This is a genomic window from Paenibacillus sp. 79R4 (assembly GCF_013393165.1).
Classification (GTDB): domain Bacteria; phylum Bacillota; class Bacilli; order Paenibacillales; family Paenibacillaceae; genus Fontibacillus.
In genome coordinates this window covers 39,602-64,341 of the sequence record NZ_QJOT01000019.1, presented here as the reverse complement: position 1 = coordinate 64,341, position 24,740 = coordinate 39,602, and the positions used below count along the sequence as shown (strand labels likewise).

The window sequence follows — 24,740 nt, the reverse complement described above, 5'->3', positions numbered from 1 at the left end:
TCTATACCTCCAATCTGCGCTTAAACGGCTGTACGGCGTACTCACTACTATCCAGACAGTCAACTGGGTAGCTGCCGTCATCCGTCCGGACCCACTCGCCCTTTTGGCGCTCGTCTTCATCCCAGGTCGCATTCTCTAGGGCCTCGATCCAAGGCTTAAGATGCTGCATGACTTTGTATCGCCCTTGGTTAATCAGAATATTGGTCAATCGGATCCGATCCACGATGCCCTCTTTCTTATAGGCAGCCGTTACTGTGATATTGATTCCCCGGCGCCGTAACTCGTTAGCCAGCGCCTGCCGAAATAGCTTGTCAGCTGACTCCGCAAAGATATGAGCAGACGCAAAAAAAGCAGGGTACGTATTACCCCACTCCTCGATCTTATCCACTATCTCCTTAGCGTAGCGGTCATGAGTATAGCCGCTCTCCTTACCTTGCTTATGGTAATACCCATCCAGTAGCATGACGTCCTTATATTGCAGCGTGAAGCCTGTTAGTGTAGCGACCGTGGCATCAGTGCCACCGATATCAATCCCGATGCTGAACTCCAGGAATCGCTTATCCTTGACCTGATCCCGTGTGACGATAACCTCTTTACTCATATATCCGGTATAGATCCGCCCCGTTGCTGCTGTCCGTTTGCCCTTAATGTCAGCTTGATACCATAGGCTGGTCTTGTCGTATGTGGCCAGCACGGACTTGAGCCGATCATCTGGAATAGACAAGTTATCAAACAAAGTGAAATGTTCGTAGTTGTAACCTGGGTTCTCGCCCCGATCCTTTAGCTCGTCCTGATAATCAAGCACATCACGATAGAACCAGTGCGCGGGCGGCTTAGGGTTAAGGTCGAAAAAGAGTTGTCGCTTAGAGCTTGCTAGAGTCCGGTCGAATACCTCCTGTACAAATGACTGATGGCATTCGTTGACCTCGGTAATGTACACGGTCCCGTATGAGTTACCTTTGATCCGGGCCGCATCATTCGCCTTACCCCCACCAGCAACGATGACGATCTTCTCGCCAGTCTTTGTCTGAATGTATAAAGCATCACGGTTTTTGTACTCTCCTTCTCGGCAGCGTCCTGCAAAGAGATGTTGTAGCCCGAACCCATTAGAGTCAATGGCGTTCATCTTAGCCGCTGCCAGGCTCACCCCAGCGACAAGGTGTAGCTTATCAGGATGGATCTCCAGACACATCGCATAAGCTATCAGGTTAATGATGTTCTTGCCGGCACGCTTACCACCTTCGGCCACATTAAGCCAAGAATCGGTACAACGGCGTATATAATCGGCCTGCTTGGCTGTTAATGGTGCATACTCAATCATCGTCAATCACCCGATCCGGCGCTGGGTTATTTATTAGATCCGCCAGTGCTGTGATCTGCGCATTTGGATCTATACCGTCCTTGTTCGGCACCTTAGACCGCAAGACCTCGATACGGGCCTTCTGCTCTTCCGTAGCAAGCTCTGTTTTCAGCAGCTCGTCATATTGCTTGATCAAGCTCTGTAGCGTTCCCATAGCCCTACTCTGAGCCTGCAGGAAGGTTGCCTGCTTATCCCAGGCCTGCTGAACTTCCCAACGCTCACCGCTGACATTACCGACCTTCTCCTCGATCTTGGTTGTCGTGCTGTCGTCTCGATCGCGAACGTACATGATCTGCTGAGCCCGGATGATCGCGGTGTATTGAATCATGATGTTATCCCAAACGATATCAAGCGGAGAACGTTCCTGAAGCTGCTCCATAATCTCCAGTGACTCTGCAGGCAGGTATTTGCTGAAGAAGCCATGCTTAACCGCTTTGCTATTCCGTGGCGGTCCGCCTAGTCCTCCGCGATTCCCTTTAGCGTTCTGATTGCCTGGCGGAGCACCGCCTTTATTTGTGTGCACCCCTTTTTGTTTGTGTGCACCCTTTTTACGATCCCATCCATGACGTTGCTTCCAGCTCTTCACCGTATTAAGCGAAACGTCGTACTTCTCAGCTATGTCCTTATATTTCATGCCAGACATATAATCCTGTTCAGCCTGCTTATGAACCTCAGCCATTACATAATCACCACCCCCGGCGTTGTGTCGGTTTTGAAAATTGAAAAAGCACCCCGAAGGATGCTTATCTTAATTTGTCTAATTCATCTGCAAGTTCTTTCATCGTCTCCTCTTTCAACTTCTTAAACTCTTCGATATCGATTAACCCTTTACGCCCTAGAATCTTTGCTAAAGCCATTACCCCTGCAGCTCCTTCTAGGGAAGTTACTTGTAATTGAGATATAAGCTTATCGTCCATTTTGTTCACCCCTCTCTTCTCTCTGACAATATTCGACGTAAGGAAGGATTTCCCTGCAAACAAAATACCGCTACCCGAAGGCAGCGGCTCAAGAAGGAGATGGTACATGAAAAAATCCGAACGGCAGGAGTCGAACCTGCAAGCTCCTTCTCCCTAGGTGAGCGAGCTACCAAATACATCCGGTTAATAAGACGCAGCCGCCGAACAGTATAAAACCTTCGCCAGCTACGTCTTGATACATTTATCTCACACTATCATTTTATCAGGGGTTGACACGAAAAACAAGAACATATGTTTGTCATTCTACAGTCATTGTCCGGTCAATTTTCTGTCATTATCGTGCCAATAATGCGTATTCCCTTTCTGCCTTCTTGATTCTCCGTCTGATAGTGCTCTCCGATACATCTAGCTTCTCAACAAGATCATTTTGATCTAACCCGTCGATATAGATCCACCGAAGCAAAGTCGCTTCGTAAGGCTTATATTCTTGCAGACGTTCAAGAATAAAGTCCAGTCTCTGAATATCCGCCTGCAGATCCTGAAACTCAGCCAATCTATCAAGTACAGCATCGATATCATCTCTGACCTCGTACCCTCTCGCCGCAATAACCTTCTGAATCTTATCTCTCAGCTCTTGAAGTAGCTCGTGATACTCGTCATCCATAACATTCACAGGAACAGCTCGTTTCTGTGCTTTAATCCCGGCTGGATAACGTGTCATATAGGCGTTCGCAGCCTGTTCCAGCTTCAGCTCATGCTTATTCAAGTACATGTATGATGGCAGCCCTCTCAACTTGGCATGAAGCTCCTGCAGCTGATCGTCTTCGTTAAGCCGGCTTACAGTAATACCGGCACCTACGCTGTACGTGGATAAGACCTGTAACCTTGCTTGCTTCTGGCGGTATTGGCTAAGCTGCTCAATAGCGGTTTGCTTTGTGCGTTTTCTTGTCACCCGTCTTCACCTCAGCTTTGCATTTATGTTTAGGAAAATATATAAAGACATAACGTTTCCTACAAACCGGACAAACCTTAAACCGCATAGACTGTGGTCTAGGATTCTTGTACATAGGCTCCACGCTCCCTTATAAGTTAATAACAATAAACCTATTTGTCAATATTAACTCTTAAGTTAACAATCTTGTTTGGCATCTCTAATTCTCACTTTCAACGCCTCCAACAGCCGATCCTGCGTAGTCGCCTTACTCTCCAACGCAGCCATTACGTCCTCATCAGCTCCACCTTGCACAACCAGGTGATGCAGGATAACCTTTTGCTTCTGCCCTTGGCGATATAAGCGCCCATTTGCCTGCTCGTAAAGCTCCAGCGACCACGTAAGCCCAAACCATACAACGTGATTGCCACCGTCCTGAAGGTTGAGTCCATAGGCTGCGCTAGCAGGATGGGCTAGAAGGATATCGACCTTTCCAGCATTCCAGTCAAGCTGATCTTGTGGCGTCTTCAACTCTCGAACTCGTAGTCCTGACTTTTCGAGTGCTTTGTGGATCCGAGCAAGGTCATGCTGATAGCTGTAGAACACTAGTGCCGGTTTACCGTTCAGCTGCTCGATAAGCTCCAGGAATGCCTCAATCTTGCAATCGTGAATCCTATGCACGTTCCGATCTCCGTCATACAATGCCCCGTTACAAAGCTGCAGTAGTTTGCCAGTTAATACGGCCGCGCTGGTCGCAGTGATCTCCGTATCGTCATCGATCTCCAGAAGCAGCTCCTTCTCCATCTGCTTGTATTGCTTCTGTGCCTTATCGTCCAAAACAACGGGAATCACGTTCGTAATACAATCAGGCAATTCCAGATAGTCCTCGGCCTTCATGCTGATGCAAATGTCTGCGATCTTACGCTGAATAACATCATCGGCCCCTGGCTTTGCCATATATCCAAACCCGCTATAGTTCTTTTCAAAGTACTTTGTGCGATAACCGGTAATATTCTTTTCCAGCCGCTGGCCCTGATCTAGAAGATTGATCTGCGCCCATAAATCCAATAATCCATTTGGGGCCGGGGTTCCTGTGAGCCCCACGATACGCTTAATGTGAGGCCGCACCCAGGTTAGCACCTTGAAGCGCTTGGCCTGATGGTTTTTAAAACTAGATAGCTCGTCCAGCACCACCATATCGAACGGCCACGCATTACGGTAGTACTCTACCAGCCAGGCCACGTTATCCCGATTAATAACCCATATGTCTCCCGGGGTGTTAAGTGCTCGGATTCGCTTCCGCTGATCTCCAAGTACTGGGATAATCCGTAAATGCTGTAAGTGCTGCCACTTAGCTGCTTCATTGCTCCATGTTGCCTCTGCAACCTTCTTCGGGGCTACTACCAAACAGCGACGGACAGCAAAGCGGTTATATTTCAAATCATTAATGGCCGTTAGGGTAATGACCGTTTTGCCAAGTCCCATATCCAAAAATAGCCCAAGTGCTTCATCTGCCAGCAACCGGTTAATGCAGTAGCGCTGATAGTCATGCGGTATATACTGACTTAGTGCTGCCATAGGCCATTCCACTCCTTCAGCAGATCATCCACCTGCTCCCTGCTATCGATCACTCGTACATCATAGCCCAAGCCGCGAAGGCGCTTATGTTGTGCCAATTGCAGCGGACGCGGCTTTCCTCCGGGCGCTTTCAGCTCAACGAATATGGTATGACCTCCCGGAAGAAATACGATCCGGTCAGGCACCCCGCTGTTACCCGGTGATGTCCACTTAGGGGCCCAGCCCCCTACGGCTTTGATTCTATCTCTCAAATACGTTTCTATATCTCGCTCTCGCATCTTGACAAGCCTCCTCACGATGTGTTACTCGCGTGCGCCTGTACGCATGTATACTTTTTATAAATCAGGCGTATTAGGCGTTATATATAACTCTATAATCTCTCTATTCTTTTTGTTTTTTATCTTTAGTTAGATAAGTGTCAACAGTGTCAAATAAGTAATATAAATATAGATTTCACAAGGCTTTTACCGTTTGACACTTTCGTTGACAATGGTGTTGCCACTTTTCAAACTGTCACAATGCCTTTGTTGCCACTCCCCGAAGTGTCACACCCGGGTCTGTCAACGTCGTCAACTGGATTTTCGCTTAAATCCCCGTTGGGCTTCATAAGGACCAAACCTACCTCGATATTCTTCCCACCCGGGTATACTAGCTAGAATCCCATTAATTTCTCTGGTGTCTGTTTGCTTCATAAACTTAATATCCGATTTGAAGCATTCGCACCAAATCTCAGCGGCACATATCCGGTCCCGGGGCCCTGCGGCGCCTTCATGGGGTTTACCGAACTCTCCACCCCAGTACATCAGCCTTGTTGGTACATCGCGCTTCAGCCAATCTTCAGGTACTAGCCGATCAACAAAAGCCCGAATGATTCCCTCTTTAACGCTGCTCTCCCTATGTTCATCCTGCTGCTGCTTGCTGAGTACTTCGGCCTCTCCGGTTAAATACAACTGCTCACCCAGTTGCCAACGTACAAAGGCTTCAGCATAAATCTGATCAACCTCACCCGCTAGATCCCGGAAGACACTCTTCGTTGGCTGTACAATTCCAACGTCCACAGGCCAAAAGCGGCGGTTCCCCGTTCGATCCCGTAGAAACTCGGTGTCATTAGTGGTACCAAAGAATACGCAGCGTCTAGGATATGGCATAGTACGTTTCCCATAAGCCTCCCGGTAGATATCCTCCGTGCGGCTGAGGAATTGCTTAACGGCGTTACTCTCAGATTTGGACATACCCGTCAGCTCACCCACCTCGTTAATCCAGATGCCCTGAATCAGTTCCATGGCATCCTTACCTTCGAAGGTGGTCAGGCTGTCCGAATACCAGTTCTTGCCCATTAATCGAAGGAAGGTACTCTTCCCGAGCCCCTGGGGGCCTGCAAGGATCGGCATGTAATCGTATTTGAAACCTGGCACCATAGCGCGGGCTACAGCAGCTGTGAACGATTTACGAGACACTGCCCGAGTATAAACGCTGTCCTCCGCGCCTAGATAATCGGTTAACAAAGTATCCAATCGCGGGATCCCGTCCCACTGCAGACTCTCCAGATACCGCTGAACATCATTGAATCTATGCTTATGTGATACAAGCGTAAGGGCGTTATTGATCTTAGCTTCTACGGCAATGCCGTATACTTTTTCAATATAGTGATAGATTCCAGCATCATCGGAAGACGCCCAAGGCCTCCGATCCTCTCGCGGATCCCAAGGAAGCGAACCAAGCACAAGCCCTCGATTGGCGAATTCATCAAAGGCGATCTTACCTTTCAGAACCGGATCGTATTCGAGTACGATTAGGACATTATCGACTGTCTTTAGGTATATCCCATTGCTATTTATCTCAAGCTTCTGCATCCAGTCCATGTTGTCTGGAGCAACTACTGCAGTATCGCTAAAGCTCTCCACGGCTCTCTCGTAACGTTCCTGCATCAGCAGCCCCGCTACCGCCTCCTGCTGCATTGCAAAGGAAGTCATGGCCGTATAGCTCGGGAGCTTGTTCGTAGGCGTTCCTGGCTTCGCATCGTCGTCCTGATCGCCAAACTTATGCAGACGGACCAGATCAAAGGCGTTGACCAGGCGGCCGCTGCACGGGTCAGTAGCATGATGCGAATAAAGGAATTGGCCGTCATCATAAATGATCGCGCCACCTGTAGTGGATCCGCCGATGAAGGTTAAGCGGCCACTGCCATCGTCTACGGTTGTATAGATCCCAGGCAAAAACGTCTCAATGGCTGCCGCCACATTGTAAATTCGGCAGAACGCCCCGACGATGCCAGGCTTTGTTGTTGGGTCCCCTTGCTTTGCGGCCATCCGTACATGTGCCTGTTGTGTTCCTGGTACCTGCGGCCACTCCTGCCAATTGCGCCAGTCCGCATACGTAGCAAGTAATCCATCTGCAGATAAGAAAGGCTTATCCCCGTAAGTGAATACGTACTGACTATCTGCGCTACAGCTCGGCCAGTACATCAGCCGTGTCACCTGAAACGTGGTCGGGTCACACAGTTCTATCCCGATGATGGCCGCCAGCTTACGCGCTAACGGCTCATATTCATCTGCAGTAACCGTTCGATTCAGCGGAGCCAGAACCCGAAGCCGCGGCTTCGCTTCCTCATGTTTCCGGGTAGAGTAAACAGCATAAGAGCAGCCCAGGCCATCAAGGCGACGTAGAACGTCTGCCGTAGCTCCTGCAGGAATGTTGTCCAAGTCTAGCGTGATTACATCACGCCCGGTCACAGCTCCAGCCTTGCGGCGGCCACCGGAGAGGGCTCCTGCAACGAAGCCCCCGACGTCCTTCAGATCGTCTTGCTGAGTCTTTGGCAGCCGTAAATACTCAGCCAGCGTCTCTGTGCCTCTGGTAGCTGTCCGCAGGCGCTCCACCAGCTCAGACCAGTAGATCACTTGTGGCTGCCAGTTTGTGCTGTTCCGGCTGCCGGCGGATGAGATTGTTAGTTGTCTATCGTATTGCATGACGCCTGCCTCCTGCGTTTAATAGATTATTCCTCAGAAATACTATCCTCATCTGAATCAACATTTTCGTCATATTCCGTTTGGCTAATAGGAATAACAAATTCTGGATTAACGCCTATTTGAGCAGCCACTGAACCTCTAAGAGATTCATGCATTGCGTCATAATCGGCTGGGGCATTTTTCGCACCACCTAATCGCACTTGAGTAAAACACTCCACAGGCTCACCCGTCTGAGTATCGCGGGCCATCCCTGCTTCAGCAGTCAAACGAAAACAAAATCTAATATCCATATCTAGTTACCTCACTTTCCAAATATCTGCGCGGCCCAGTCTCCCTCACGCTCTCTTAATCGCTGTGCCCCTAATTGCCCCATCTGTTGACGGCTCCATAGCGGTTCTGTTGCGGCACGTTCATAGTCCCATTTGCAGTACTTCACACGGTATTGAAACGTAGCATATGGAATCCCGTTCTCCTCTGCCATTCGAAGGTACGATTCTGGATAGACTCTGGTATGTTCTGCCGCATCCAGAGCACTCTGGCGGAGCTCCTCTATAGTCTGTAACGGTTTCGTTGCCGCAGTTTCAGGGCTCATACCACTACGTATTCGGGACATAAAAGCGCCGTACTTCACGCCATTTTTCTCGGCCACGGCTGCCCAGGGTTCATAGTAACCCCGGGGCTTCTGCTTTCTTGGCGGTGTGGTCATCGCCTGCTCTTTATTCCAGCCCTGTTCCCGTACGCGGCGGTCGAGCGTCCTTGGCTGAATGCCGTGTTTCGCAGCTTCTGCGTATTCCTCCGGTGTAATGTAAAACCAGTGTCCCATGCGCCCAGCCCCCTCCTTTGCGAATCAGGCAAAAGGAAATAGACTTCTCCAATCACCTGACCGCTATCATCCGTGATAATGTCCCAAGGTATCTCCGTGTCATAAAGATCAGTACTTTCAGGAAACATTAGAGCTACCTCCGATCAAGCTTTTAATATAGAAAGCAAATCTAGCTGAAGCAGCCGCGCTTGTGCTTCTAAGATGATTTGATTCAAAGCTTCCCGTTCCGTTGCTTGCAAATCATTAGGAGAATACACAAGATCTGCGGCGATCAAAGTCGCAAGGTCTTTACGAGAAGGCTGCTGTAATTGCGAAACACGTATCGATTGTTTCCGTATGGAACGTTCGACATGGTTTCGTACCGATCGCGCGTTCCCAAAACTAGGCTTACTTTTCTCGATCCACATAACACTAGCCAGCGCGTCCAAGTAATCCGGAGCGGCTTGATATTCCTGATCTAGTATCATCTGCTGCGCAATTCGGACAAGATCCGGTACGTTATAATCAGGAAAATGGACTGTAGTTGGGAACCGGGAAGCAAGTCCAGGATTGAACGAAAGAAACTCCGCCATATTTTTGGGGTAGCCTGCCGCAATGACCATAACCTCGTCGCGTAGATCTTCAATATATTGAACTATTGCAGCAACAACCTTCATATCTGACTTGTGAGCTCCGTGCCCAATGAGGGAGTAAGCTTCATCAATGAACAGAACGCCGCCTCTCGCCTCTTTAAATTTTTTACCTATAATCTGCTCAGATTCCCCAACGTGTGGATGTGCGATATTAGAGTTGCTGATTTCTACGAAAGGCAACCGCTCCCCCTGACGTTTTAATAGACCTAACTCGGCGAAAGCTTCTCCAATCAAACGCGCTGCTGTAGTCTTACCCGTTCCGGGGTTCCCTGTGAAAACCATGTGATTAGTCTGCGGTCTGGTCTTCAAACGATTTTGTTTGCGAAGCTCAGCGATTCGACGGAACTGAACCATTTGTTCGATCTGATCTTTGACCTGAGCCATGCCAGGCATAGCGGCCAGCCGATTCAACGCCTCTCGCGCTTTTTCATTTATAACTACGTCCATCGATATCAATCCTTCATATAAAATTCAGTTGTAAATCCAGCCGCCTTAAGCGGTAATCCTGGCGCCCAGTCTATTGGCTGAGCCATCAACTCCAATACTTTCTCCAGATCCTCGGGCCGTTCAGACTCGATCCCTATTTCGTCATGGACATGCAGCACGGTTTCGAATCCGGCCTGTTCTGCTTTTATTAATGAAACGGCCAGACAGTCCCGGGCTATCGCTTGTACCACGTTCTCTACAAGCTTGCCTCCATAGGTGGAGATCTTCGTCCATTTGCCTGTCTTTTGGTCAGGCCCCATGTAGTGAAGGGCCTGCTTGCCGAAGTCGTTTTGTGCCAGCGTTGGCTCTACATAATAGAGCTTGCGACCGCTTGGAAGCTGGGCCGTGAAGAAGTCCAGCCTGTTATCGTAGTGACTTTCCCTAGCAAAGATGATGCCTTTTACGCCGACCGGCTGCCCTGATTCCATGACCTCAATGGCTGCCCGCTCGAAGCTATACCACAGATCAACAATTCGTCGGTTCGCGTTGCGCCAGCGAGTTACAATCTCCGGAAGCTCTCCCTCAGTCAGCCCCATGTCCAAAGCGCCCATGCTGATCAGCGCGCCAGCAGCTCCCTGATAACCTAGGGCAAGTTCTGATACTTTACCCTTTTGCCGCAGGTCACTGTCCTTGCCGATAGATTCGATAGGCACACCGAACATCTGAGAAGCTGATGCTTCATAAATTTTCCCGTGAGAAGCAAATACATCAAGCCGCCACTGCTCTCCGGCTAGCCAGGCAATTACCCGGGCCTCAATCGCATTGAAGTCTGCAACGTTCAAGACCTTACCCGGAGAAGCTACGAAGGCCGTCCGGATCAGCTGCGATAGGGTATCAGGCACATTACCGAAAATCAGCTTGAGCATGTCTATTCGTTGTTCCCGGACAAGCTGCCGCGCATATTTCAGTAGCTTAAGATCCATTTTGTTCTTGGTCAGGTTGTGTACTTGCACCAATCTGCCAGCCCAGCGACCGGTTCGGTTGGCCCCGTAGAATTGAAGCAAGCCGCGAACTCTAGCATCGCCACAAGCAACGGTCTGCATGGACTGATACTTCTTAACAGATGTTTTACTAAGCTCTTGCCGGATCTCCAGCACCCGCTTTGCCCGGCCTTCTTCTACGCCCTCAATTAATTCGGAAACTGTATCCTTGCGGAGATTATCGACTTCCTCGCCGATCTCCTCGGACAACCACTTCTTGAGCTGCTGAACTGATTTCGGGTTATCTAGTCCGGAAAGCTGCACGGCTTCGGCCATCAGCTCACGAGTAACCTGTTGATCTACGGCCAAGGCACCAACAACTAGTTCAAGATCGCAGGCAATGCCACGGGCATTGATTCGTTGGTCGAGCTGCCATAACTGCCATTCCTGTTCAGGAACCGGGAAAACAGACAAACGGCGAAGGATCTCCTTTTCGGCAACTACGTCATTGATGCAATATTGTTTGAAGAGCTCCCACTTCTCAGGTTCATGGTGCGGTAATGTCCTGGTGCGATATCCGTTTGACTTTGCGGGCTTCTTGATAGGTACACAGAATGTTCTGATTAATGAGGTTCCGACACCCATCTTCTTTTTATCCTGAGGGAGCCCAATCGCTTCACCCACTTTGCCTAGGCCTGCGGGATAGCCGCAGTATAGGCCGTGAATCTGCGTACAACGCCATTGCTCGATTGGCGATTCCATCACGCTGTTTATGCAGTACCATTCAAAGGCGGCATTGTATGCGTGCTTGATAACATTAGGATCGTACAGGGCGTGTATAACCTCCATCGGTAACGACTCGCCTTGTTTAAGATCCACGATCTCCACAGGGCCGCCATCCCACGAATAAGCGAATAACAGGATTTCAAAGTCCGGACTTTGAACGTATTTATATAGACCCGCTTTCTTGATATCCACGCTTGAATAAGTCTCAATATCTATTGATAAATGCCACATCATAGCCCTCCTTGGAAATAAGAAAGGGGCTCTATAGAAGAACCCCTTTGTCGCTACTTAGATGCCCCAAACTCCACCGTTAAGAGGTTTACCCGTGATCGGGTCCATCTGTTGTTGTGGCTGTTGTGATTGTGCTGGGGGCTGATAGCCTTGCTGCGGTGCCTGACCATAACCCTGTTGCCCGTACTGCTGTGGAGCCAGCTGCCCAGGATACGCTGGCGGAGCTGCAGGTGGCTGCTGGCCATATTGTTGCTGTGGTGGAGCTGCTTGCTCCCATCCCTGTGGAGCTGGCGCAGGCGTAAATCCTACACCGCCACCGTTACCGCCGAAAGCTTGTTCTGCGCTGACACGGCCGCCAAGTGGTTCACCTTCAGATAACTTCTGAACTGGACCGAGTCCAGCACCGATGCCTCGATTCCCGCTATTCGAGAAGGGGAAGAAGTTAATATTCACGCGGGCGTACGCGCCACTGTAGACTTCAGTTTGATTGATGATTGGATTAAGATTCACATCAACGACTGACTGTTGCTGTTTGCTGCTTGCTGTCAAAACCCAGTGACCCTTACACTCAGGGCCAAACGGTTCTCCGTTCTGACGAACGCCATCACCATCCCAAATCGGCGTTTTAAGTTGCGGAGGACGGGCACCGTTCCAGATCCCAGCGACCCCTTTTTGAGCTGCTGCTTCAATAGCTGCATTAATCCGCTGCATCGTGGCAACATCCGTTTTGGGAATCAGAATTGTGGTGCTGTATTTAGGCTCTTGCCCTGGTTGATTAGCGTGCGGTTGAAAAAGATGTACAAAACTCAGTCTTACTTGTCCAGTCGTTACGTTAGTCGATTCATTAGTCATTTGTCGTTTCCCCTTTTCTCGTTTGAATTTATTCAATAGGAGCGCTAAATGCGTCTTCCGGCTTAACTTGGTTGGAGATCGCGGGGCGTTTGTCACCCTCAGGTGCGAGTGTCGGCGTTCCAGACCGCCTGATAACATGCCCCGGTTCTTCTAGCAGTTCTTTATAAACCTTTTTTGTAAGGGCCTCTTCGAGCTGTGGCGGTGTCAGCGGCTTTCGCTCATACAACACCGCTTCCTCGATGCCCTTTTCCTTTAAGTGGGTGAAAGCAGTGTCTATATCGGCGTAATCCCTACCACCTCTACCCTCAACGGCTTTCCAACCAGGAACTTGTCCGCCTTTGAGCACTTCTGAAAGAGCTGCCTCCTTCAAAGCTTTGTACCACTTGTCAACCCCCTCCGCCTGCCGAAGAACTTCGCCCACTTCATCCCAGCCAATAAGAGGCGGCTTAAGCGGGGCCTTGCTTCCGGCTTTCAGCATATGCTCTGTACGGGCTCGGCAAGTAGCCTTTGCCCGGCAGAAGCCGCAATGCTCTCCGATTACATACTCCCCTTCGCCTTTATAGGCTGCCTGTGCGATCGGCTTGATCGATTCACCCCAGGCCAGCAGGTCAGTTACCGAGATTGACCATTCCGAAGGCTGATCCCATACTTTCGGCTGAACGATTGCCAGGTGAACCTCCTCGATCGGGAAAAGCAGAGAAAAAGCCTTGAAAGCTCCAAGCGCGTACAGCTTCATCTGCGGGTTGTTCTCTGCCGGCACAGGTACGCCTTGACCATTTTTATAATCGATGACATAGAGCTTTCCAGCACCTATGATGATGCAGTCAGATGTCCCAAAGCTCTCCGGAACGTAATCTGTCAGATCAACTTTCCGTTCAATCGCCACAAATGGAGGCGTCGGGAATGTGTGTACAATCGATTGAATGAACTCAACATAAGCATTCGTATGATCGTCAATGACCGGTTCGTACAGCTCATGGGCCTTAAACTTCTTGAGCTCAGCATTAAACTTCCTAGTTGGCAGCCCTGAGAAAATCCTCTGAAGCTTCAGTTCTGCGATTTCATGGGCTAGCGTTCCGCGCTTGGCTGCTTCGCTCTCTGTGTCCGGCAGCGTATCTTCAAGCCGGGCGCTAGGCGTACAATGCAGCCAACGGTGTGCCCCGCTAGCTGATAGCAGGGCGTGATCCCGTTCGGCATGTGCAATCTGGGTCATATCCTCGCCCCCAGGCTACGTAAGAAGGTGGCGAACTCACCATAAAGGCTAGGACTAAGCTGCATCAAGGTTTGAACACCATGTTGATTTAGCCAAGCGATAATCTCGTTCTGACGTCCAGCATCCATGATCGGCTGCGCGGCGACCCCTAGCTGGGTCAGGTCGTAAGTAGGTGCGCTGGTCGGAACCGTTCCGGTCTGTTGTGCTGGTGGTGCTGGTGGCGTAGGTGCTACAGGCACAGATGGCGCTCCATAGCCTTGTTGCGGCTGTTGTGCAGGTTGCTGTGGGTATGATGGTGGAGCTGGTGGAGCATACTGTTGCGCTTGAGGTTGCTGTGGTGGTTCAACTGTAGCTGTTACCGGAGCTTGTCCAGCAAACGCAGCGGACAGAGTTGCGAACTCCTCGATTGCTTGATTGGCGTTTTCGCCGTTAATCGTAATTTGTACTGGCATGTATAAGTCCTCCTAATATATGAAAATGAATTATTGCTGTTTGCACTGAAGAAGAAAAATATGGATTAACCTTCTCGGTACTCAGATTCGATTGTCGACCAGTTACGGGCTACAGTTTTCAACGTACTCCTAGACTCACCTTCTCGGATCCGAGCCTCTTCCATCAGCTCCAAGTCACAGAGATCGGTTACTGCTTCTCGAATAAGTGAATCAATTACATCTGGCCGTAAGGCATCCAATTCCCAGCACTCATATCCGTATTCGGCAATGTATCCTGATGCTCGACTATCAGATAGCTTTGTTGGATTCGGTGGCGGGCTAAATTCTTCAATTTGGTCATAATTCAGCGCGATACGTTGAAAATTAATGGTTGTCCCGAACAACTCTAAACGATCTACGATGTCACGGCTCATGTCCTTGCCACTCGGGTCATGGTCGCCAAGATGAATAATGTGAATATCCTTATACCCCGCAAAGTCTTGCAACCGCTCTGCTGCTGACCACATTTCAGACTGACTGACATAGCCTCGGCATGAGAAGTAAGGTACATCCAATTCATCACATACCTGGCCGACAATACCGACTAAGGCGTCTTTCTCTACCCAAACCTCAACATAGTTGTCTTGATCGGCCCATTTATCAATCGCATAGCTATAAGCTGCAGAATGGATGATATCTCCCGGGGAATCCCAATGACTGTTCTTCCTAAGGTTACGGGTGCGATCCTCAATAGCTGACCAGTCAATCATCCCAGCCATACGACCATCAGAGATCAAGTTCCCAAGATTCTTATAGCTCCGTTCACTATTTGGAATAACATCCCGAGCAACAAGCTGATAGTAAACCTGACGTAATGTAAGAGAATAACCCATTTGCTGATATTCAGAAATAATGCCGTTGACCTGTTCAATTAAGCGAAGGCTATCAGGCCGGAAATTGATTTCCCGATAACAGATTTTCATTGCAAATCCTTTCTGCCAGTGCTAAACTGGCGCTAAGATGTGTTACTTGTGCAGCTTATTACGGGGTAGGAGCCGTGACAGGCTGTTTTTCATTTAAGCGCGATTTTGTATTTGAATACTGATCCCCAAAACATTTCCGCAGTTGCTCCGACTGTGCTGTGCTGGCTAACTGCAGCAGATTACAGCAAACTCTCAAACGTTGCTTACGATTCAAGTCCCTCACCTCCCTTCAAGGCTAACTAGATTACTCGATCACCCAACCCATTCTCTCAACTTGGATTAATGCCCAGGTCAAAAATGGTAATCGAGTCGAATCGATGCAGGCTCGATCATACCGATCGGCTAAGTAATTTAAGAGTTCATCAGGAATCGCCATTAGGAACCTCCCTCACTCCGTGCTGATCATAGAGCTCCCGAAAGTGTTCCAAGCTCATCTGAAGCGTCTTGCCGTTACCGACTTGATGCAGGTATATCTGGTCTGACTCAGCGTTGATAACGTCAACTATCCAGGTGACTGGGGCCGATCCGCAGTAACAGAAGGTGTAACTGCTGCCTGAACGGATGATTATTTGTCCCATAGAACAATTACCGGCTTTCCAGTGTCCTCTTCAGGTGTGATGTCATTAATGTTGTGGCCATTTAGATTAGTACCGTCATAAGAACCATACTCAGCAAATAAAACTTCTCGATCACCATAAGCAGCCATAAAATCCTGTAATTCTAAAATCAGTTCAGATACCTTCATCTTCATCCTCCTTATCTAATCGAACCCCAACTGTGCATCTTTCTGGATGCTTCCTTTTGTCGAGCCTTCTTTTCGCGGTCGGCATTGTAAGCCAGTAAATATACTCTTTAGAAACTCCTAGCTTTTCAGCACATTCTTTTGCCGTACCTATAGCCAGCATTTCCTCACCCTTATAGATCGCGAACTCTGCCGCCATCTGTATCCTCCTTCCCTGCTATAACTGTCTTTGCCCCTAGTTGTTTCATTAGACATTTACCGCTACATACTAGATCATGACCAATCTTAAACACAGGCTGGCCGAAGTAGATTTCTGAATTGCATTCCGAATTAGCACAGATTTCTATGACTTCGTCCGACTGCAAATCAAGAACTTTGCTCATTGGGATGACACCTCCTCGGGCAGGTAGTTTCTCGCTTCTTCTTCTCGCTTCCACTTATCAAGGCTGACAGTGCTAAACAAGTAGCGCGGGCTCTTACTTCCTTCTGCACCGACGGTGCGATGCGGAATTCGCTTTGCTTTACACAAGTGCCTTAGCGTATACTCCGACATGCGCAGATAATCCAGTGCTTCTGTAAATGTAAGCGTCCGGTCAGAAGCCGTTGACATACGTTCCATAATTCGCTTCTCAGCCTCAGCCACGTGTAGGGCTACAATGTCAGCAATGGCTTTTTCAAGGGCTGTCATGGACACTCACTCTCCCTTTCATTTAATATTCTTAGAAAACAGCTAGTTACCGGACTAACTTGTCTATAGTTACATCTAATGCATCGGCCAGTTTTACCAATGTGTCGGCAGTTGGACCAAGCTCTTTCTTTTCCAGACTGTACAAAACGGTTAGTGAAACGCCACTTTCTTTGCTCAGTCGGTAGATGGTCCAACCTTTAGCATCAATTAACTTTTGGATATTACCTTTGATTGCCATCCCCATGTTTTATTTCGCCTCCTTCTGGGAATAATAGTATAACTATTTAGAGTTATATTCAAATCCAAATATAACTCTAAATAGTTATATAATCGAGTGTTTTCTTCTACTTTCTCGTTTACGCTTGACATATCTCCCTATTTAGAGTTAGTATTTCTTTATTGGGTTATAACTCTTTTAGGTTATAAAAATGATTGGAGGATTTCGCTAGTGGATATAGCAGAAAAAGTACAAAGATTGATGGACGAAAAAGGGGTAACTGCTTACAGACTAGCAAAAGACACTGGAGTTTCTTATACTGGGCTCACTAAAATTCTTAATGGCGCAACGAAACATCCACAAATTGATTCTTTAAAACTAATAGCTGATTATTTCGGAAAACAGGTAGATTATTTCACCGATGATGAAAAGACCGTGCCTGAGTGGGCGACGGCCAAAGATAAACGAGATTTTAAGAAAATGCTCGAAGAGGATGAACCAGTAATGTTTGATGGCGTTCCGATAAACGATGAAGACAAGGAAAAAATAAAACGCGTCATCGAGGCTATGTTTTGGGATGCCAAGGAACGCAATAAAAAAACCTATGGACGTAAAAAGAATATTGACGAATAGGGAGACAAGCATGGACGATGTGATTGAGCAGCTTATTCGTAAATTCAAAACAAATGACCCTTTCGAGATTTGCGACCGACTAAATATCGATGTTTGCTTTTGCGATCTCGGTGAAAATACTAGAGGCCTTTATTACCGTAAATTAAGGCGAAGATACATTGCTATTCATGAAGATCTCGACGATTTTTGGAAACTATTTGTATGCGCCCACGAGTTAGGACATGATAGACTTCACCCAGGAGTTAGTCGCTTCTTTCTGGACGAGCATTCTTTTTTTTCGGCAGGTAAATTGGAGCGACAAGCTAATCAATTTTCGCTAAAACTGTTGACGGATGGACAATACATAGAACAAGGGGAATCTATTGAAGAGTTTTTAAGAAGAAATAACATTCCGCCTGAATTAAGCAAATTTTATTTATAACCTTCGCGCTTTCCAGCCGTTAGGCTGTTTAAATATACCCATTAATAGAACATATGTTTGGGGTGATGGAATTGAAAGGAAGTATCGAGAAGAGAGGAGAACGAAGTTGGCGGTTACGGATTGACTTAGGTTACCACGCCGAAGGTACACGCAACCGACCAAGCAAGCCAATTACTATTGATGACCTAGCCTTATTAAAGACAAAGAAGAAACTCAAGGACTACCTAGATGAACAACTCGTGCTCTTTAAAAAAGAGATTGAAACTGGCAACTATATTCAACCAGGACAGTATACGTTTCGCGATTTTGTTAAACAAAAATACGTAACGATGTATTTAAGCGGCCTATCAGAAAATACTCAAGTAGAGTATTTACAAATCATCGAAACATACTTTATTCCCTATTTCGGAGCTATGAATATGGAATCGATTAAGACACTCCACTGTCTAGACTACATGAAGAGCCTTAAGGATAAAAACTATTCCAACAACTTCCAAAGGTATCATTACACGGTTCTGGCAAGCATATTCAGGCAGGCGATCGAATGGAAGGTCATAAAAACAAGTCCACTAAAAGGAGTTAAGAAACCGCCACCTGGTAATAGTTCTGAACTCTATTATGATGCCGATCAAGTCTCAATGGTACTTGATCTCTTGATTACTGAACCAATTCGATGGCGGATATATTTTACCCTTAGCATTATCGGTGGTTTTAGGTCTGGTGAGTTGTCTGCATTATGTTGGCGAGACATAAACTTTGATGAGAGTACAATAAGAATTAGTAAGGCCCTGAAAAAAGGGCAAGCAATCGGAGTTCCAAAATCAAAAACTTCAAAACGCGTTGTGAACATGCCCGTTTGGGTTATGGATGAATTAAGGGAGTACGAAGTGGTTTGGGATGGATTAAAAGAAGCACATCTTGATAGGTGGATTGACAAAGATAACGATTACCTTTTTTGTCGCGATAATGGCATACCGCTCTACAAAAACACACCAACGCAGAGGTGGATCAAATTCACGAGGAAACACAAAATACCACATATTAGATTACATGACTTGCGTCATACAGCAGCAACGTTATTGATTGAAGACAACGTTAATTTGAAAGTTATCCAAGAAAGGCATGGTCATGCGGATTACAGAACAACGGTTAATATTTATTCGCATGTTACTAAAAGGTTATCTGATGAGGCTGTTGGGAAGCTTGAAAAATTTGGCCGTCCCCAATTTGTCCCCAATGATGATAATTCCGATCATGAACAAGTTACAAACCCTTGATAATAAAGAGCTTTTCGGACGTGTATTTTTTATAAAGTCAGTTTCCTAAACTGTGCGTCGCGGGTTCGAATCCCGCCGTGGCGCGCCACTATCATTGAAACCTTGTTATCGCAAGGTTTTTTTGTTGTTATCTTGAGGCCCTTGTTCAAGCTCCAATGGCAAAAAGGCATACTTGCCGTCCCTCAAAATCCCACATTTCCGAATGGGAAGCGGATGCTTGAAGAGCGGGCCGTCTATGACTGTGGTGTGAAACTCGCCGCCTTCGCCGCAGGGGTCAATGCCCCTGGCCACCAATTCGTCCACATACTCCTGTGTCAGAATACGCCCCAGGTCATCTTCACTCATGCCTAGCTCCAGGTTTACAGTAACCAGCATTGTTACAAAGCCCAGATTGATGAACTCCTCGACGGCGTCGCGGTGATCCATCTCCCATAACGGCATGCCAAGTCCTAATCCCGCATTTCTCGTAACGCGATCATGCCAGCAGTCTTCGACAGGCACATCCAGATCTCCGGTTACCAACACCTCGGCTCCTTGATGCTTAGCTTCCGACAATAGCCGCATGAAGTTATGCTCGTAGTCTTCCCAGCTTGTAGCCGCTGTAAAGATCGGCAGAGCGATGGATTCGGCTTGCGCCTGAATTATTTCAGGAGGCATGCCGTGAGATCTGGATCGTTTACCTTCCTCCTCCAGCATCATAATCAATCCCACCGCTTCCCCCGCTTGCATCGCTTTATATAAAGCCAAGGTGCTGTCCTTGCCGCCGCTATAGGAGGCTACAAATTTATGTCCCACGGCTCCATGCTTCCAGTTGATTGCCTCACTCATCCTTGCATCTCCCCTACGTTAAATCCACTCGCAAGTCTCGTGTATCTCCAAACGTACCCCGACCTAGCTGCTACTACATATTATACAAGTTTTCATTTGATAAATGGTCAAGTTTTATAGCCGCGCGAATGGTGAGTTCGCTGTATCCGGTTGTTGAGCGGAATCGTCCCCCCCTTTAGGGAGTTCCGCTGGAATGCAGTGGTGCTTGAATAACGATTTTGATTCTATAAATAAAAAAAGCCTGCAAATTTGCAGGTTATCAGAAAACTTGGATTCTCACACGCGAGTCTCTAACGAAACTGGATATCGTTATTCCAGCTAATAAGAGCCACCGGAAATTGTAACGAAACTGGGTAACGCTATTCGGCCAAAATTGTCGCTTTCAGCCTATTTTTTCTTCAATAACGATCCACAGTTTCGTTAAATTTTTTTGGCTGCTGTTTATGTGCAAATAGCGTTCTGTAGTTTCGTTAGAGTTCCAAAGGGGGCGTCCAGGGGGGTGCTAGGGGGGTGCTTATTTTTGCTAGGACCCTCTAACGAAACTGGATATCGTTATTTCGCTCAAAAAGAGCCGCCGGAAATCGTAACGAAACTGGGTTACGCTATTCGGTCAAAATTGTCGCTTACAGCCTATTTTTCCCTTCAATAACGATTCACAGTTTCGTTAGATTTTTTTGGCTGCTGTTTATGTGCAAATAGCGTTCTGTAGTTTCGTTAGAGTTCCAAAGGGGGCGTCCAGGGGGGTGCTAGGGGGGTGCTTATTTTTGCTAGGACCCTCTAACGAAACTGGATATCGTTATTTCGCTCAAAAAGAGCCGCCGGAAATCGTAACGAAACTGGGTAACGCTATTCGATCAAAATTGTCGCTTACAGCCTATTTTTCCCTTCAATAACGATTCACAGTTTCGTTAGATTTTTTTGGCTGCTGTTTACGTGCAAATAACGTTCTGTAGTTTCGTTAGAGTTCCAAAGGGGGCGTCCAGGGGGGTGCTTATTTTTGCTAGGACCCTCTAACGAAACTGGATATCGTTATTTCGCTCAAAAAGAGCCGCCGGAAATCGTAACGAAACTGGGTAACGCTATTCGATCAAAATTGTCGCTTACAGCCTATTTTTCCCTTCAATAACGATTCACAGTTTCGTTAGATTTTATTTGCTGCTGTTTTCGTGCAAATAACGTTCTGTAGTTTCGTTAGAGTTCCAAAGGGGGCGTCCAGGGGGGTGCTATTTGAGTTTTACTGGGTTTCTACAGAGTGCCTATTGGATTCTACTGAGTTATTGCTGGGTTCTACTAAGCTTTGCTGAGCACTATTGAGCTCTATTGAGCTCTGCTGGATTACTACTGAGAGGCCTTCTGTTGAGTTCTTCTGGGTTCCACTGCCTTCCACTGACTACTACTGTGTTCTACAAAGTTACTATTGAATTCTGCTGGCCTTCTACTGAGTACTATTCAGTTCCACTGAGTTACTACTGACTTCTACAAAGTCCTGTTGAGTACTACTGGGTTCTACTGGGTCACTACTGACTTCTACAGGGTACTGTTGAGCGCTATTCAGTTCTATTGAGTTACTACTAGTCTTCTATTGACTTCTACTGAGCTACCATTGAGTTCTACTAACCTTCTACAGAGTACTATTCAGTTCTACTGAGTTCTTATGCTGAGTTTTACCAGGTTCTCGGCCTTTGCCGACTCCTGCTAGGCTTCCACTGAGTTACTGCTGACTTCCACTGGGTGCCACGGGATTTTACTGGGCTTCCATTGTTTCTGCCATACTCTACTGAACTTCTACTGAGCTTTTACCGGTTCTAATGCCATCTACCAAGCTTCTACCAGATCCCCATTAGAACCAACCGGGGGTTACTGGTTTTCTTTCTGCTAACCCCGAGTAACTCCCAACCTCTTAGGCCAGGCCGAACCAATGTACCAGGCCGAAGCCGAGGCCCGACAGTAATACCGAGCCGATAAATCCGGCGGCAAAAGATTTTAGCCCCATTCTGCGGAAGGTGGCAATATCGACGTTCAAGCCTAGCGCTGCCATAGCCATGGCAATCAGCAAATAAGCTGCGACGATCAGCTGGTCCGTCACTACCGCAGGAATGATGCCCAGCGTATTGACACCGCTCATCAGCAGGAAGCCAAGAATAAACCATGGAATCGGAATGTCGCGCCAGCTTGTTTTTGCCGTATTCGTGTTATTTCTGCGTTCAGCTCGACCTACCCAGACACCAATAACAATCGCGACAGGTACAAGCAAGGCCACACGTGTCAGCTTAATGATAACGGCCAGATCAACCGCTTCTTTGCCGCCTGGCGCTGCCGCAGCGATAACGTGGGCGATTTCATGGAGCGTAGCTCCCGAGAAAATACCGTATCCGGCTGCTGTCAAGCCTAGCACAGGATACAATAGCGTATACGCTAAGGTGAACACAGTACCTAGAATAGCAATCGTGGCAGCACCCACCGCCGTCTCATCATCGCTCGCTTTGATTTGCGGGGCGATCGCCACTACAGCAGCCGCTCCGCAAATAGCGGTGCCACAAGCCGTCAGAATGCCAAGCCGTTGATCCACCTTGAATAATTTGGTCAGTCCATATACCACGAATATGGCAAATACAATATTAATCACTGCAATAGCCAGCACCTTCGGTCCGGCGTGAATAATATCAAGCAGATTAAGCCTCATCCCGAGCAGAATAATGCCAAAGCGCAGCAGCTTCTTGCTTGAGAAGTTAATCCCGGGCGCCGCTTCTGACGGCACACCCAATATCGCCCGCCAGGCTATGCCTAGTAATATGGCGATGACTAGCTGACCCATAATGCTTAAAAACGGAAAACCCGCTATAAACTTAGCGAGAACGGCCAGCATTAGCGTAATGATGATCCCTTCGGCAAAGCCGAATTTTTTATTTTGTCTCCATAAATGAATATAATTTTGCCCCATCTTCTCACTTCCCCACCGTTGTAAAAAAATCTGTCTGCAGTTACGGTTACAACTATACGGCGGTCTGCGGCAAAGCGGAAATAAAGATCTGCTATCTTGATCATGAGAAATACTTATGATTGGTCCGTCCTGTGATGGAAAACAGGTTGTTGAGCGATTCAGGAGCAGGGTACAATGAGAGTAGCTAGCAAAGGAGAGACTAACGAATGATAGTTGAGAATTTGAAGGTTTTCGTAACTGTGTCTGAACAGAAAAATTTCTCGCGTGCCGCCGAGCTTTTGAATTTGTCTCAACCTGGCGTTAGTCTGCATATCCGCAATCTGGAGAACGAGCTTGGCGCCAAGCTGATGCACCGTTCCCCAAAGCAGGTGAAGCTGACTGAGGCGGGATATATTTTATACGAGAAGGCTAAAAAAATTCTGGACCTGTACGATGAAGCAAGGCGGGATATTCAACTGCTGCAGGATACGGTAACCGGGGCGATTCATGTCGGTGCCAGCTTCACGATCGGCGAGTATCTTCTACCACGTCTCCTTGCCGAATTCGTCGCCCAATACCCGCAGGTTGAACTGCAGGTGACGATCGGAAACACCTGGGAAATTGTTCAAAAGGTTCGTAAGAAAGAGATTAATCTGGGATTGGTCGAGGGTAATGTAACTGGAGAGGATCTGGTGATTACCCCCTATATGAAGGATGAGATGCTGCTGGTAGCTGCACCTGACAATCCGCTTTGCGCCACGCGGCAGGCCGATGTCGGCAAGCTCCAGCATATGAACTGGATTTTACGTGAAAGCGGGTCGGGCACAAGGGCGTTCAGCGACCTTTTTCTGCAAGAGCATAAGCTCGAGGTTCAGCGTACATATGTATTTAACAGCAGTCAGGGCGTTAAGGAGGCCGTCGCTGCTGGACTTGGCATCGCGATTCTGTCGCGCTGGGTTGTCCGCAAGGAGCTTGAATCGGGAGCCCTGCGAAGCATCCCTTTGAAAGGGATCAAGTTCGCACGGGATTTCTCCGTCATCCAGACGAAGGATCACGCCCCCTCAATGGCCATCGAGCGATTTGTACAGCAGCTTATGGAGGATGCCAAGCGATTAAAAGCAAATGGTCTCGGCTAGTCCCTACTCCGGACTGAACAATTCACCCAGCATCCGTTCACGGTTGTTCAGGAACTCCTTCATGATGACATAATGGTCGGTTGCTTCAAGCGCGACCTCCCGCATGCCTTCAGCTGTTAATTGATAAATTTTGCTGTCCGGATAAGCCATCAGAATCGGAGAATGCGTGGAAATAATGAACTGGGAATGCTGCTTCACCAGCTCATGGATTCGCGACAGCATCGCCATCTGTCGGTAAGGGGACAACGCCGCCTCCGGCTCGTCCAAAATATAAAGTCCCCTGCCGCCAAACCGGTTCATAAATGTGGCAAAAAAGGACTCGCCATGCGACATCATATGCAGCGATTTACCTCCATAGGAATTAATAATTGGAGGGGCGAAGCTTTTCTCACGATCAAGCGCATCGATCTGCGTCGCCAGATTATAATAGCTCTCTGCCCGAAAGAAAAATCCGTCCCTTGCCCGCTGTGGTCCGCGCACGGGGCGCAAGTATCGGTACAGCTCCGAGTGCGTCTCTGCTGTCGAGAAGTTGAAATTAAGCGTGCCTCCCTCGGCATTGAAGCCAAGCGCTACCGCCACCGCCTCCAGCAGCGTCGATTTTCCCATCCCGTTCTCACCAATGATGTAGGTTACCTTCGGATGGAAATCGAGCCGATCCATAGCTGCCACCGCAGGCAAGTGAAAAGGGTACCGCCCAAAGGACGGCACCTCTTCCCGGAGCAGTGTCATACTGCGTAAATAGGCCCCTCTATCATAGATACTCATTTGC

General features: G+C 48.0%; 27 protein-coding genes and 1 tRNA gene. 5 read left to right on the top strand and 23 right to left on the bottom strand.

Going from position 1 to position 24,740, the window contains the following annotated elements; translation table 11 throughout:
* Nucleotide 1 precedes the first annotated feature (1 nt).
* The 20 genes from DMN77_RS20705 to DMN77_RS20610 all read right to left on the bottom strand — a co-directional run bounded on the left by DMN77_RS20705 (nt 2) and on the right by DMN77_RS20610 (nt 16,783).
* Nucleotides 2–1,321 (bottom strand): PBSX family phage terminase large subunit, encoded by a 1,320-nt coding sequence (locus DMN77_RS20705; protein ID WP_179016201.1) that lies wholly within the window; start codon nt 1,319–1,321, stop codon nt 2–4.
* The gene (gene terS, locus DMN77_RS20700) at nt 1,314–2,039 is read right to left on the bottom strand and encodes a phage terminase small subunit (RefSeq protein WP_179016200.1); all 726 of its coding nucleotides are present in this window, start codon (nt 2,037–2,039) and stop codon (nt 1,314–1,316) included. Before terS ends, DMN77_RS20705 begins: the two co-directional genes overlap by 8 nt.
* Nucleotides 2,040–2,103: 64 nt before the next feature.
* The gene (locus tag DMN77_RS20695) at nt 2,104–2,277 is read right to left on the bottom strand and encodes a hypothetical protein (protein ID WP_179016199.1); all 174 of its coding nucleotides are present in this window, start codon (nt 2,275–2,277) and stop codon (nt 2,104–2,106) included.
* A gap of 334 nt (nt 2,278–2,611) precedes the next feature.
* A complete protein-coding gene (locus DMN77_RS24320) occupies nt 2,612–3,229 on the bottom strand; it encodes an ECF-type sigma factor (RefSeq protein WP_179016198.1) in 618 nt (205 codons plus the stop codon).
* Nucleotides 3,230–3,406: 177 nt separating this feature from the next.
* The gene (locus DMN77_RS20685; protein WP_179016197.1) at nt 3,407–4,786 is read right to left on the bottom strand and encodes a DEAD/DEAH box helicase; all 1,380 of its coding nucleotides are present in this window, start codon (nt 4,784–4,786) and stop codon (nt 3,407–3,409) included.
* Complete coding sequence (locus tag DMN77_RS20680; RefSeq protein ID WP_179016196.1) at nt 4,774–5,064, bottom strand: PDDEXK family nuclease; 291 nt, start codon at nt 5,062–5,064, stop codon at nt 4,774–4,776. Before DMN77_RS20680 ends, DMN77_RS20685 begins: the two co-directional genes overlap by 13 nt.
* A gap of 291 nt (nt 5,065–5,355) precedes the next feature.
* Nucleotides 5,356–7,752 (bottom strand): virulence-associated E family protein, encoded by a 2,397-nt coding sequence (locus DMN77_RS20675; protein WP_179016195.1) that lies wholly within the window; start codon nt 7,750–7,752, stop codon nt 5,356–5,358.
* A 26-nt stretch (nt 7,753–7,778) separates the two neighbouring features.
* Nucleotides 7,779–8,042 (bottom strand): hypothetical protein, encoded by a 264-nt coding sequence (locus DMN77_RS20670; RefSeq protein ID WP_179016194.1) that lies wholly within the window; start codon nt 8,040–8,042, stop codon nt 7,779–7,781.
* An 11-nt stretch (nt 8,043–8,053) separates the two neighbouring features.
* Nucleotides 8,054–8,575, bottom strand: coding sequence for a hypothetical protein (locus DMN77_RS20665; RefSeq protein WP_179016193.1), 522 nt, complete (start codon nt 8,573–8,575; stop codon nt 8,054–8,056).
* Between the two features lie 143 nt (nt 8,576–8,718).
* Nucleotides 8,719–9,654 carry an AAA family ATPase gene (locus DMN77_RS20660; protein ID WP_179016192.1) on the bottom strand — a complete coding sequence of 312 codons (936 nt, stop codon included), beginning with the start codon at nt 9,652–9,654 and terminating at the stop codon, nt 8,719–8,721.
* Between the two features lie 5 nt (nt 9,655–9,659).
* Nucleotides 9,660–11,630: a DNA polymerase gene (locus tag DMN77_RS20655; RefSeq protein WP_179016222.1), complete on the bottom strand. Its 1,971-nt coding sequence runs from the start codon at nt 11,628–11,630 to the stop codon at nt 9,660–9,662.
* A gap of 57 nt (nt 11,631–11,687) precedes the next feature.
* Nucleotides 11,688–12,482, bottom strand: coding sequence for a DUF2815 family protein (locus DMN77_RS20650; protein WP_179016191.1), 795 nt, complete (start codon nt 12,480–12,482; stop codon nt 11,688–11,690).
* 28 nt (nt 12,483–12,510) lie between these two features.
* On the bottom strand, nt 12,511–13,695 hold the full coding sequence (locus DMN77_RS20645; RefSeq protein WP_179016190.1) for a DUF2800 domain-containing protein: 1,185 nt from the start codon (nt 13,693–13,695) through the stop codon (nt 12,511–12,513).
* Nucleotides 13,692–13,934 carry a hypothetical protein gene (locus tag DMN77_RS20640; protein ID WP_179016189.1) on the bottom strand — a complete coding sequence of 81 codons (243 nt, stop codon included), beginning with the start codon at nt 13,932–13,934 and terminating at the stop codon, nt 13,692–13,694. Before DMN77_RS20640 ends, DMN77_RS20645 begins: the two co-directional genes overlap by 4 nt.
* 278 nt (nt 13,935–14,212) lie before the next feature.
* On the bottom strand, nt 14,213–15,109 hold the full coding sequence (locus tag DMN77_RS20635) for a hypothetical protein (RefSeq protein WP_179016188.1): 897 nt from the start codon (nt 15,107–15,109) through the stop codon (nt 14,213–14,215).
* 362 nt (nt 15,110–15,471) lie between these two features.
* Entirely contained in the window at nt 15,472–15,687 is a 216-nt protein-coding gene (locus DMN77_RS20630; RefSeq protein WP_179016187.1) for a hypothetical protein, read from the bottom strand.
* The gene (locus DMN77_RS20625) at nt 15,675–15,854 is read right to left on the bottom strand and encodes a hypothetical protein (protein WP_179016186.1); all 180 of its coding nucleotides are present in this window, start codon (nt 15,852–15,854) and stop codon (nt 15,675–15,677) included. Before DMN77_RS20625 ends, DMN77_RS20630 begins: the two co-directional genes overlap by 13 nt.
* Nucleotides 15,841–16,050 carry a hypothetical protein gene (locus DMN77_RS20620; protein WP_179016185.1) on the bottom strand — a complete coding sequence of 70 codons (210 nt, stop codon included), beginning with the start codon at nt 16,048–16,050 and terminating at the stop codon, nt 15,841–15,843. Before DMN77_RS20620 ends, DMN77_RS20625 begins: the two co-directional genes overlap by 14 nt.
* A 180-nt stretch (nt 16,051–16,230) precedes the next feature.
* On the bottom strand, nt 16,231–16,539 hold the full coding sequence (locus DMN77_RS20615) for a helix-turn-helix domain-containing protein (protein ID WP_179016184.1): 309 nt from the start codon (nt 16,537–16,539) through the stop codon (nt 16,231–16,233).
* 46 nt (nt 16,540–16,585) lie between these two features.
* The gene (locus DMN77_RS20610) at nt 16,586–16,783 is read right to left on the bottom strand and encodes a helix-turn-helix domain-containing protein (protein WP_179016183.1); all 198 of its coding nucleotides are present in this window, start codon (nt 16,781–16,783) and stop codon (nt 16,586–16,588) included.
* 204 nt (nt 16,784–16,987) lie between these two features.
* Between DMN77_RS20610 and DMN77_RS20605 the strand changes: the two genes are divergently transcribed.
* The 4 genes from DMN77_RS20605 (at nt 16,988) to DMN77_RS20590 (ending at nt 19,175) form a co-directional block, all read left to right on the top strand.
* Nucleotides 16,988–17,389 (top strand): helix-turn-helix domain-containing protein, encoded by a 402-nt coding sequence (locus DMN77_RS20605; RefSeq protein ID WP_372776319.1) that lies wholly within the window; start codon nt 16,988–16,990, stop codon nt 17,387–17,389.
* Between the two features lie 10 nt (nt 17,390–17,399).
* Nucleotides 17,400–17,810 (top strand): ImmA/IrrE family metallo-endopeptidase, encoded by a 411-nt coding sequence (locus DMN77_RS20600; RefSeq protein WP_179016182.1) that lies wholly within the window; start codon nt 17,400–17,402, stop codon nt 17,808–17,810.
* A gap of 71 nt (nt 17,811–17,881) precedes the next feature.
* Complete coding sequence (locus tag DMN77_RS20595) at nt 17,882–19,087, top strand: tyrosine-type recombinase/integrase (protein ID WP_179016181.1); 1,206 nt, start codon at nt 17,882–17,884, stop codon at nt 19,085–19,087.
* Between the two features lie 16 nt (nt 19,088–19,103).
* Nucleotides 19,104–19,175: transfer RNA gene (locus DMN77_RS20590), tRNA-Arg, on the top strand.
* Between the two features lie 17 nt (nt 19,176–19,192).
* On the opposite strand, the gene DMN77_RS20585 is transcribed toward DMN77_RS20590, so the two are convergent.
* Together DMN77_RS20585 and DMN77_RS20580 are read right to left on the bottom strand one after the other, a co-directional pair.
* Nucleotides 19,193–19,915, bottom strand: a complete 723-nt coding sequence (locus DMN77_RS20585) for a Dph6-related ATP pyrophosphatase (protein ID WP_179016180.1) — start codon at nt 19,913–19,915, stop codon at nt 19,193–19,195.
* Nucleotides 19,916–21,815: 1,900 nt separating this feature from the next.
* Nucleotides 21,816–22,856 carry a YeiH family protein gene (locus tag DMN77_RS20580; RefSeq protein WP_179016179.1) on the bottom strand — a complete coding sequence of 347 codons (1,041 nt, stop codon included), beginning with the start codon at nt 22,854–22,856 and terminating at the stop codon, nt 21,816–21,818.
* 206 nt (nt 22,857–23,062) lie between these two features.
* Here DMN77_RS20580 and DMN77_RS20575 point away from each other — a divergent pair, with 206 nt between their 5' ends.
* A complete protein-coding gene (locus DMN77_RS20575; protein ID WP_179016178.1) occupies nt 23,063–23,971 on the top strand; it encodes a LysR family transcriptional regulator in 909 nt (302 codons plus the stop codon).
* A gap of 3 nt (nt 23,972–23,974) precedes the next feature.
* On the opposite strand, the gene DMN77_RS20570 is transcribed toward DMN77_RS20575, so the two are convergent.
* Nucleotides 23,975–24,736: an AAA family ATPase gene (locus DMN77_RS20570; protein ID WP_179016177.1), complete on the bottom strand. Its 762-nt coding sequence runs from the start codon at nt 24,734–24,736 to the stop codon at nt 23,975–23,977.
* Nucleotides 24,737–24,740: the final 4 nt, after the last annotated feature.

Excerpts from the sequence above, each read along its gene's own strand:
- DMN77_RS20705 (WP_179016201.1), bottom strand. The coding sequence starts at position 1,321 with ATGATTGAGTATGCACCATTAACAGCCAAGCAGGCCGATTATATACGC.
- terS (WP_179016200.1), bottom strand. The coding sequence starts at position 2,039 with ATGGCTGAGGTTCATAAGCAGGCTGAACAGGATTATATGTCTGGCATG.
- DMN77_RS20695 (WP_179016199.1), bottom strand. The coding sequence starts at position 2,277 with ATGGACGATAAGCTTATATCTCAATTACAAGTAACTTCCCTAGAAGGA.
- DMN77_RS20685 (WP_179016197.1), bottom strand. The coding sequence starts at position 4,786 with ATGGCAGCACTAAGTCAGTATATACCGCATGACTATCAGCGCTACTGC.
- DMN77_RS20680 (WP_179016196.1), bottom strand. The coding sequence starts at position 5,064 with ATGCGAGAGCGAGATATAGAAACGTATTTGAGAGATAGAATCAAAGCC.
- DMN77_RS20675 (WP_179016195.1), bottom strand. The coding sequence starts at position 7,752 with ATGCAATACGATAGACAACTAACAATCTCATCCGCCGGCAGCCGGAAC.
- DMN77_RS20670 (WP_179016194.1), bottom strand. The coding sequence starts at position 8,042 with ATGGATATTAGATTTTGTTTTCGTTTGACTGCTGAAGCAGGGATGGCC.
- DMN77_RS20665 (WP_179016193.1), bottom strand. The coding sequence starts at position 8,575 with ATGGGACACTGGTTTTACATTACACCGGAGGAATACGCAGAAGCTGCG.
- DMN77_RS20660 (WP_179016192.1), bottom strand. The coding sequence starts at position 9,654 with ATGGACGTAGTTATAAATGAAAAAGCGCGAGAGGCGTTGAATCGGCTG.
- DMN77_RS20655 (WP_179016222.1), bottom strand. The coding sequence starts at position 11,630 with ATGTGGCATTTATCAATAGATATTGAGACTTATTCAAGCGTGGATATC.
- DMN77_RS20650 (WP_179016191.1), bottom strand. The coding sequence starts at position 12,482 with ATGACTAATGAATCGACTAACGTAACGACTGGACAAGTAAGACTGAGT.
- DMN77_RS20645 (WP_179016190.1), bottom strand. The coding sequence starts at position 13,695 with ATGACCCAGATTGCACATGCCGAACGGGATCACGCCCTGCTATCAGCT.
- DMN77_RS20635 (WP_179016188.1), bottom strand. The coding sequence starts at position 15,109 with ATGAAAATCTGTTATCGGGAAATCAATTTCCGGCCTGATAGCCTTCGC.
- DMN77_RS20630 (WP_179016187.1), bottom strand. The coding sequence starts at position 15,687 with ATGGGACAAATAATCATCCGTTCAGGCAGCAGTTACACCTTCTGTTAC.
- DMN77_RS20625 (WP_179016186.1), bottom strand. The coding sequence starts at position 15,854 with ATGAAGGTATCTGAACTGATTTTAGAATTACAGGATTTTATGGCTGCT.
- DMN77_RS20620 (WP_179016185.1), bottom strand. The coding sequence starts at position 16,050 with ATGGCGGCAGAGTTCGCGATCTATAAGGGTGAGGAAATGCTGGCTATA.
- DMN77_RS20615 (WP_179016184.1), bottom strand. The coding sequence starts at position 16,539 with ATGACAGCCCTTGAAAAAGCCATTGCTGACATTGTAGCCCTACACGTG.
- DMN77_RS20610 (WP_179016183.1), bottom strand. The coding sequence starts at position 16,783 with ATGGGGATGGCAATCAAAGGTAATATCCAAAAGTTAATTGATGCTAAA.
- DMN77_RS20600 (WP_179016182.1), top strand. The coding sequence starts at position 17,400 with ATGGACGATGTGATTGAGCAGCTTATTCGTAAATTCAAAACAAATGAC.
- DMN77_RS20585 (WP_179016180.1), bottom strand. The coding sequence starts at position 19,915 with ATGAGTGAGGCAATCAACTGGAAGCATGGAGCCGTGGGACATAAATTT.
- DMN77_RS20580 (WP_179016179.1), bottom strand. The coding sequence starts at position 22,856 with ATGGGGCAAAATTATATTCATTTATGGAGACAAAATAAAAAATTCGGC.
- DMN77_RS20575 (WP_179016178.1), top strand. The coding sequence starts at position 23,063 with ATGATAGTTGAGAATTTGAAGGTTTTCGTAACTGTGTCTGAACAGAAA.
- DMN77_RS20570 (WP_179016177.1), bottom strand. The coding sequence starts at position 24,736 with ATGAGTATCTATGATAGAGGGGCCTATTTACGCAGTATGACACTGCTC.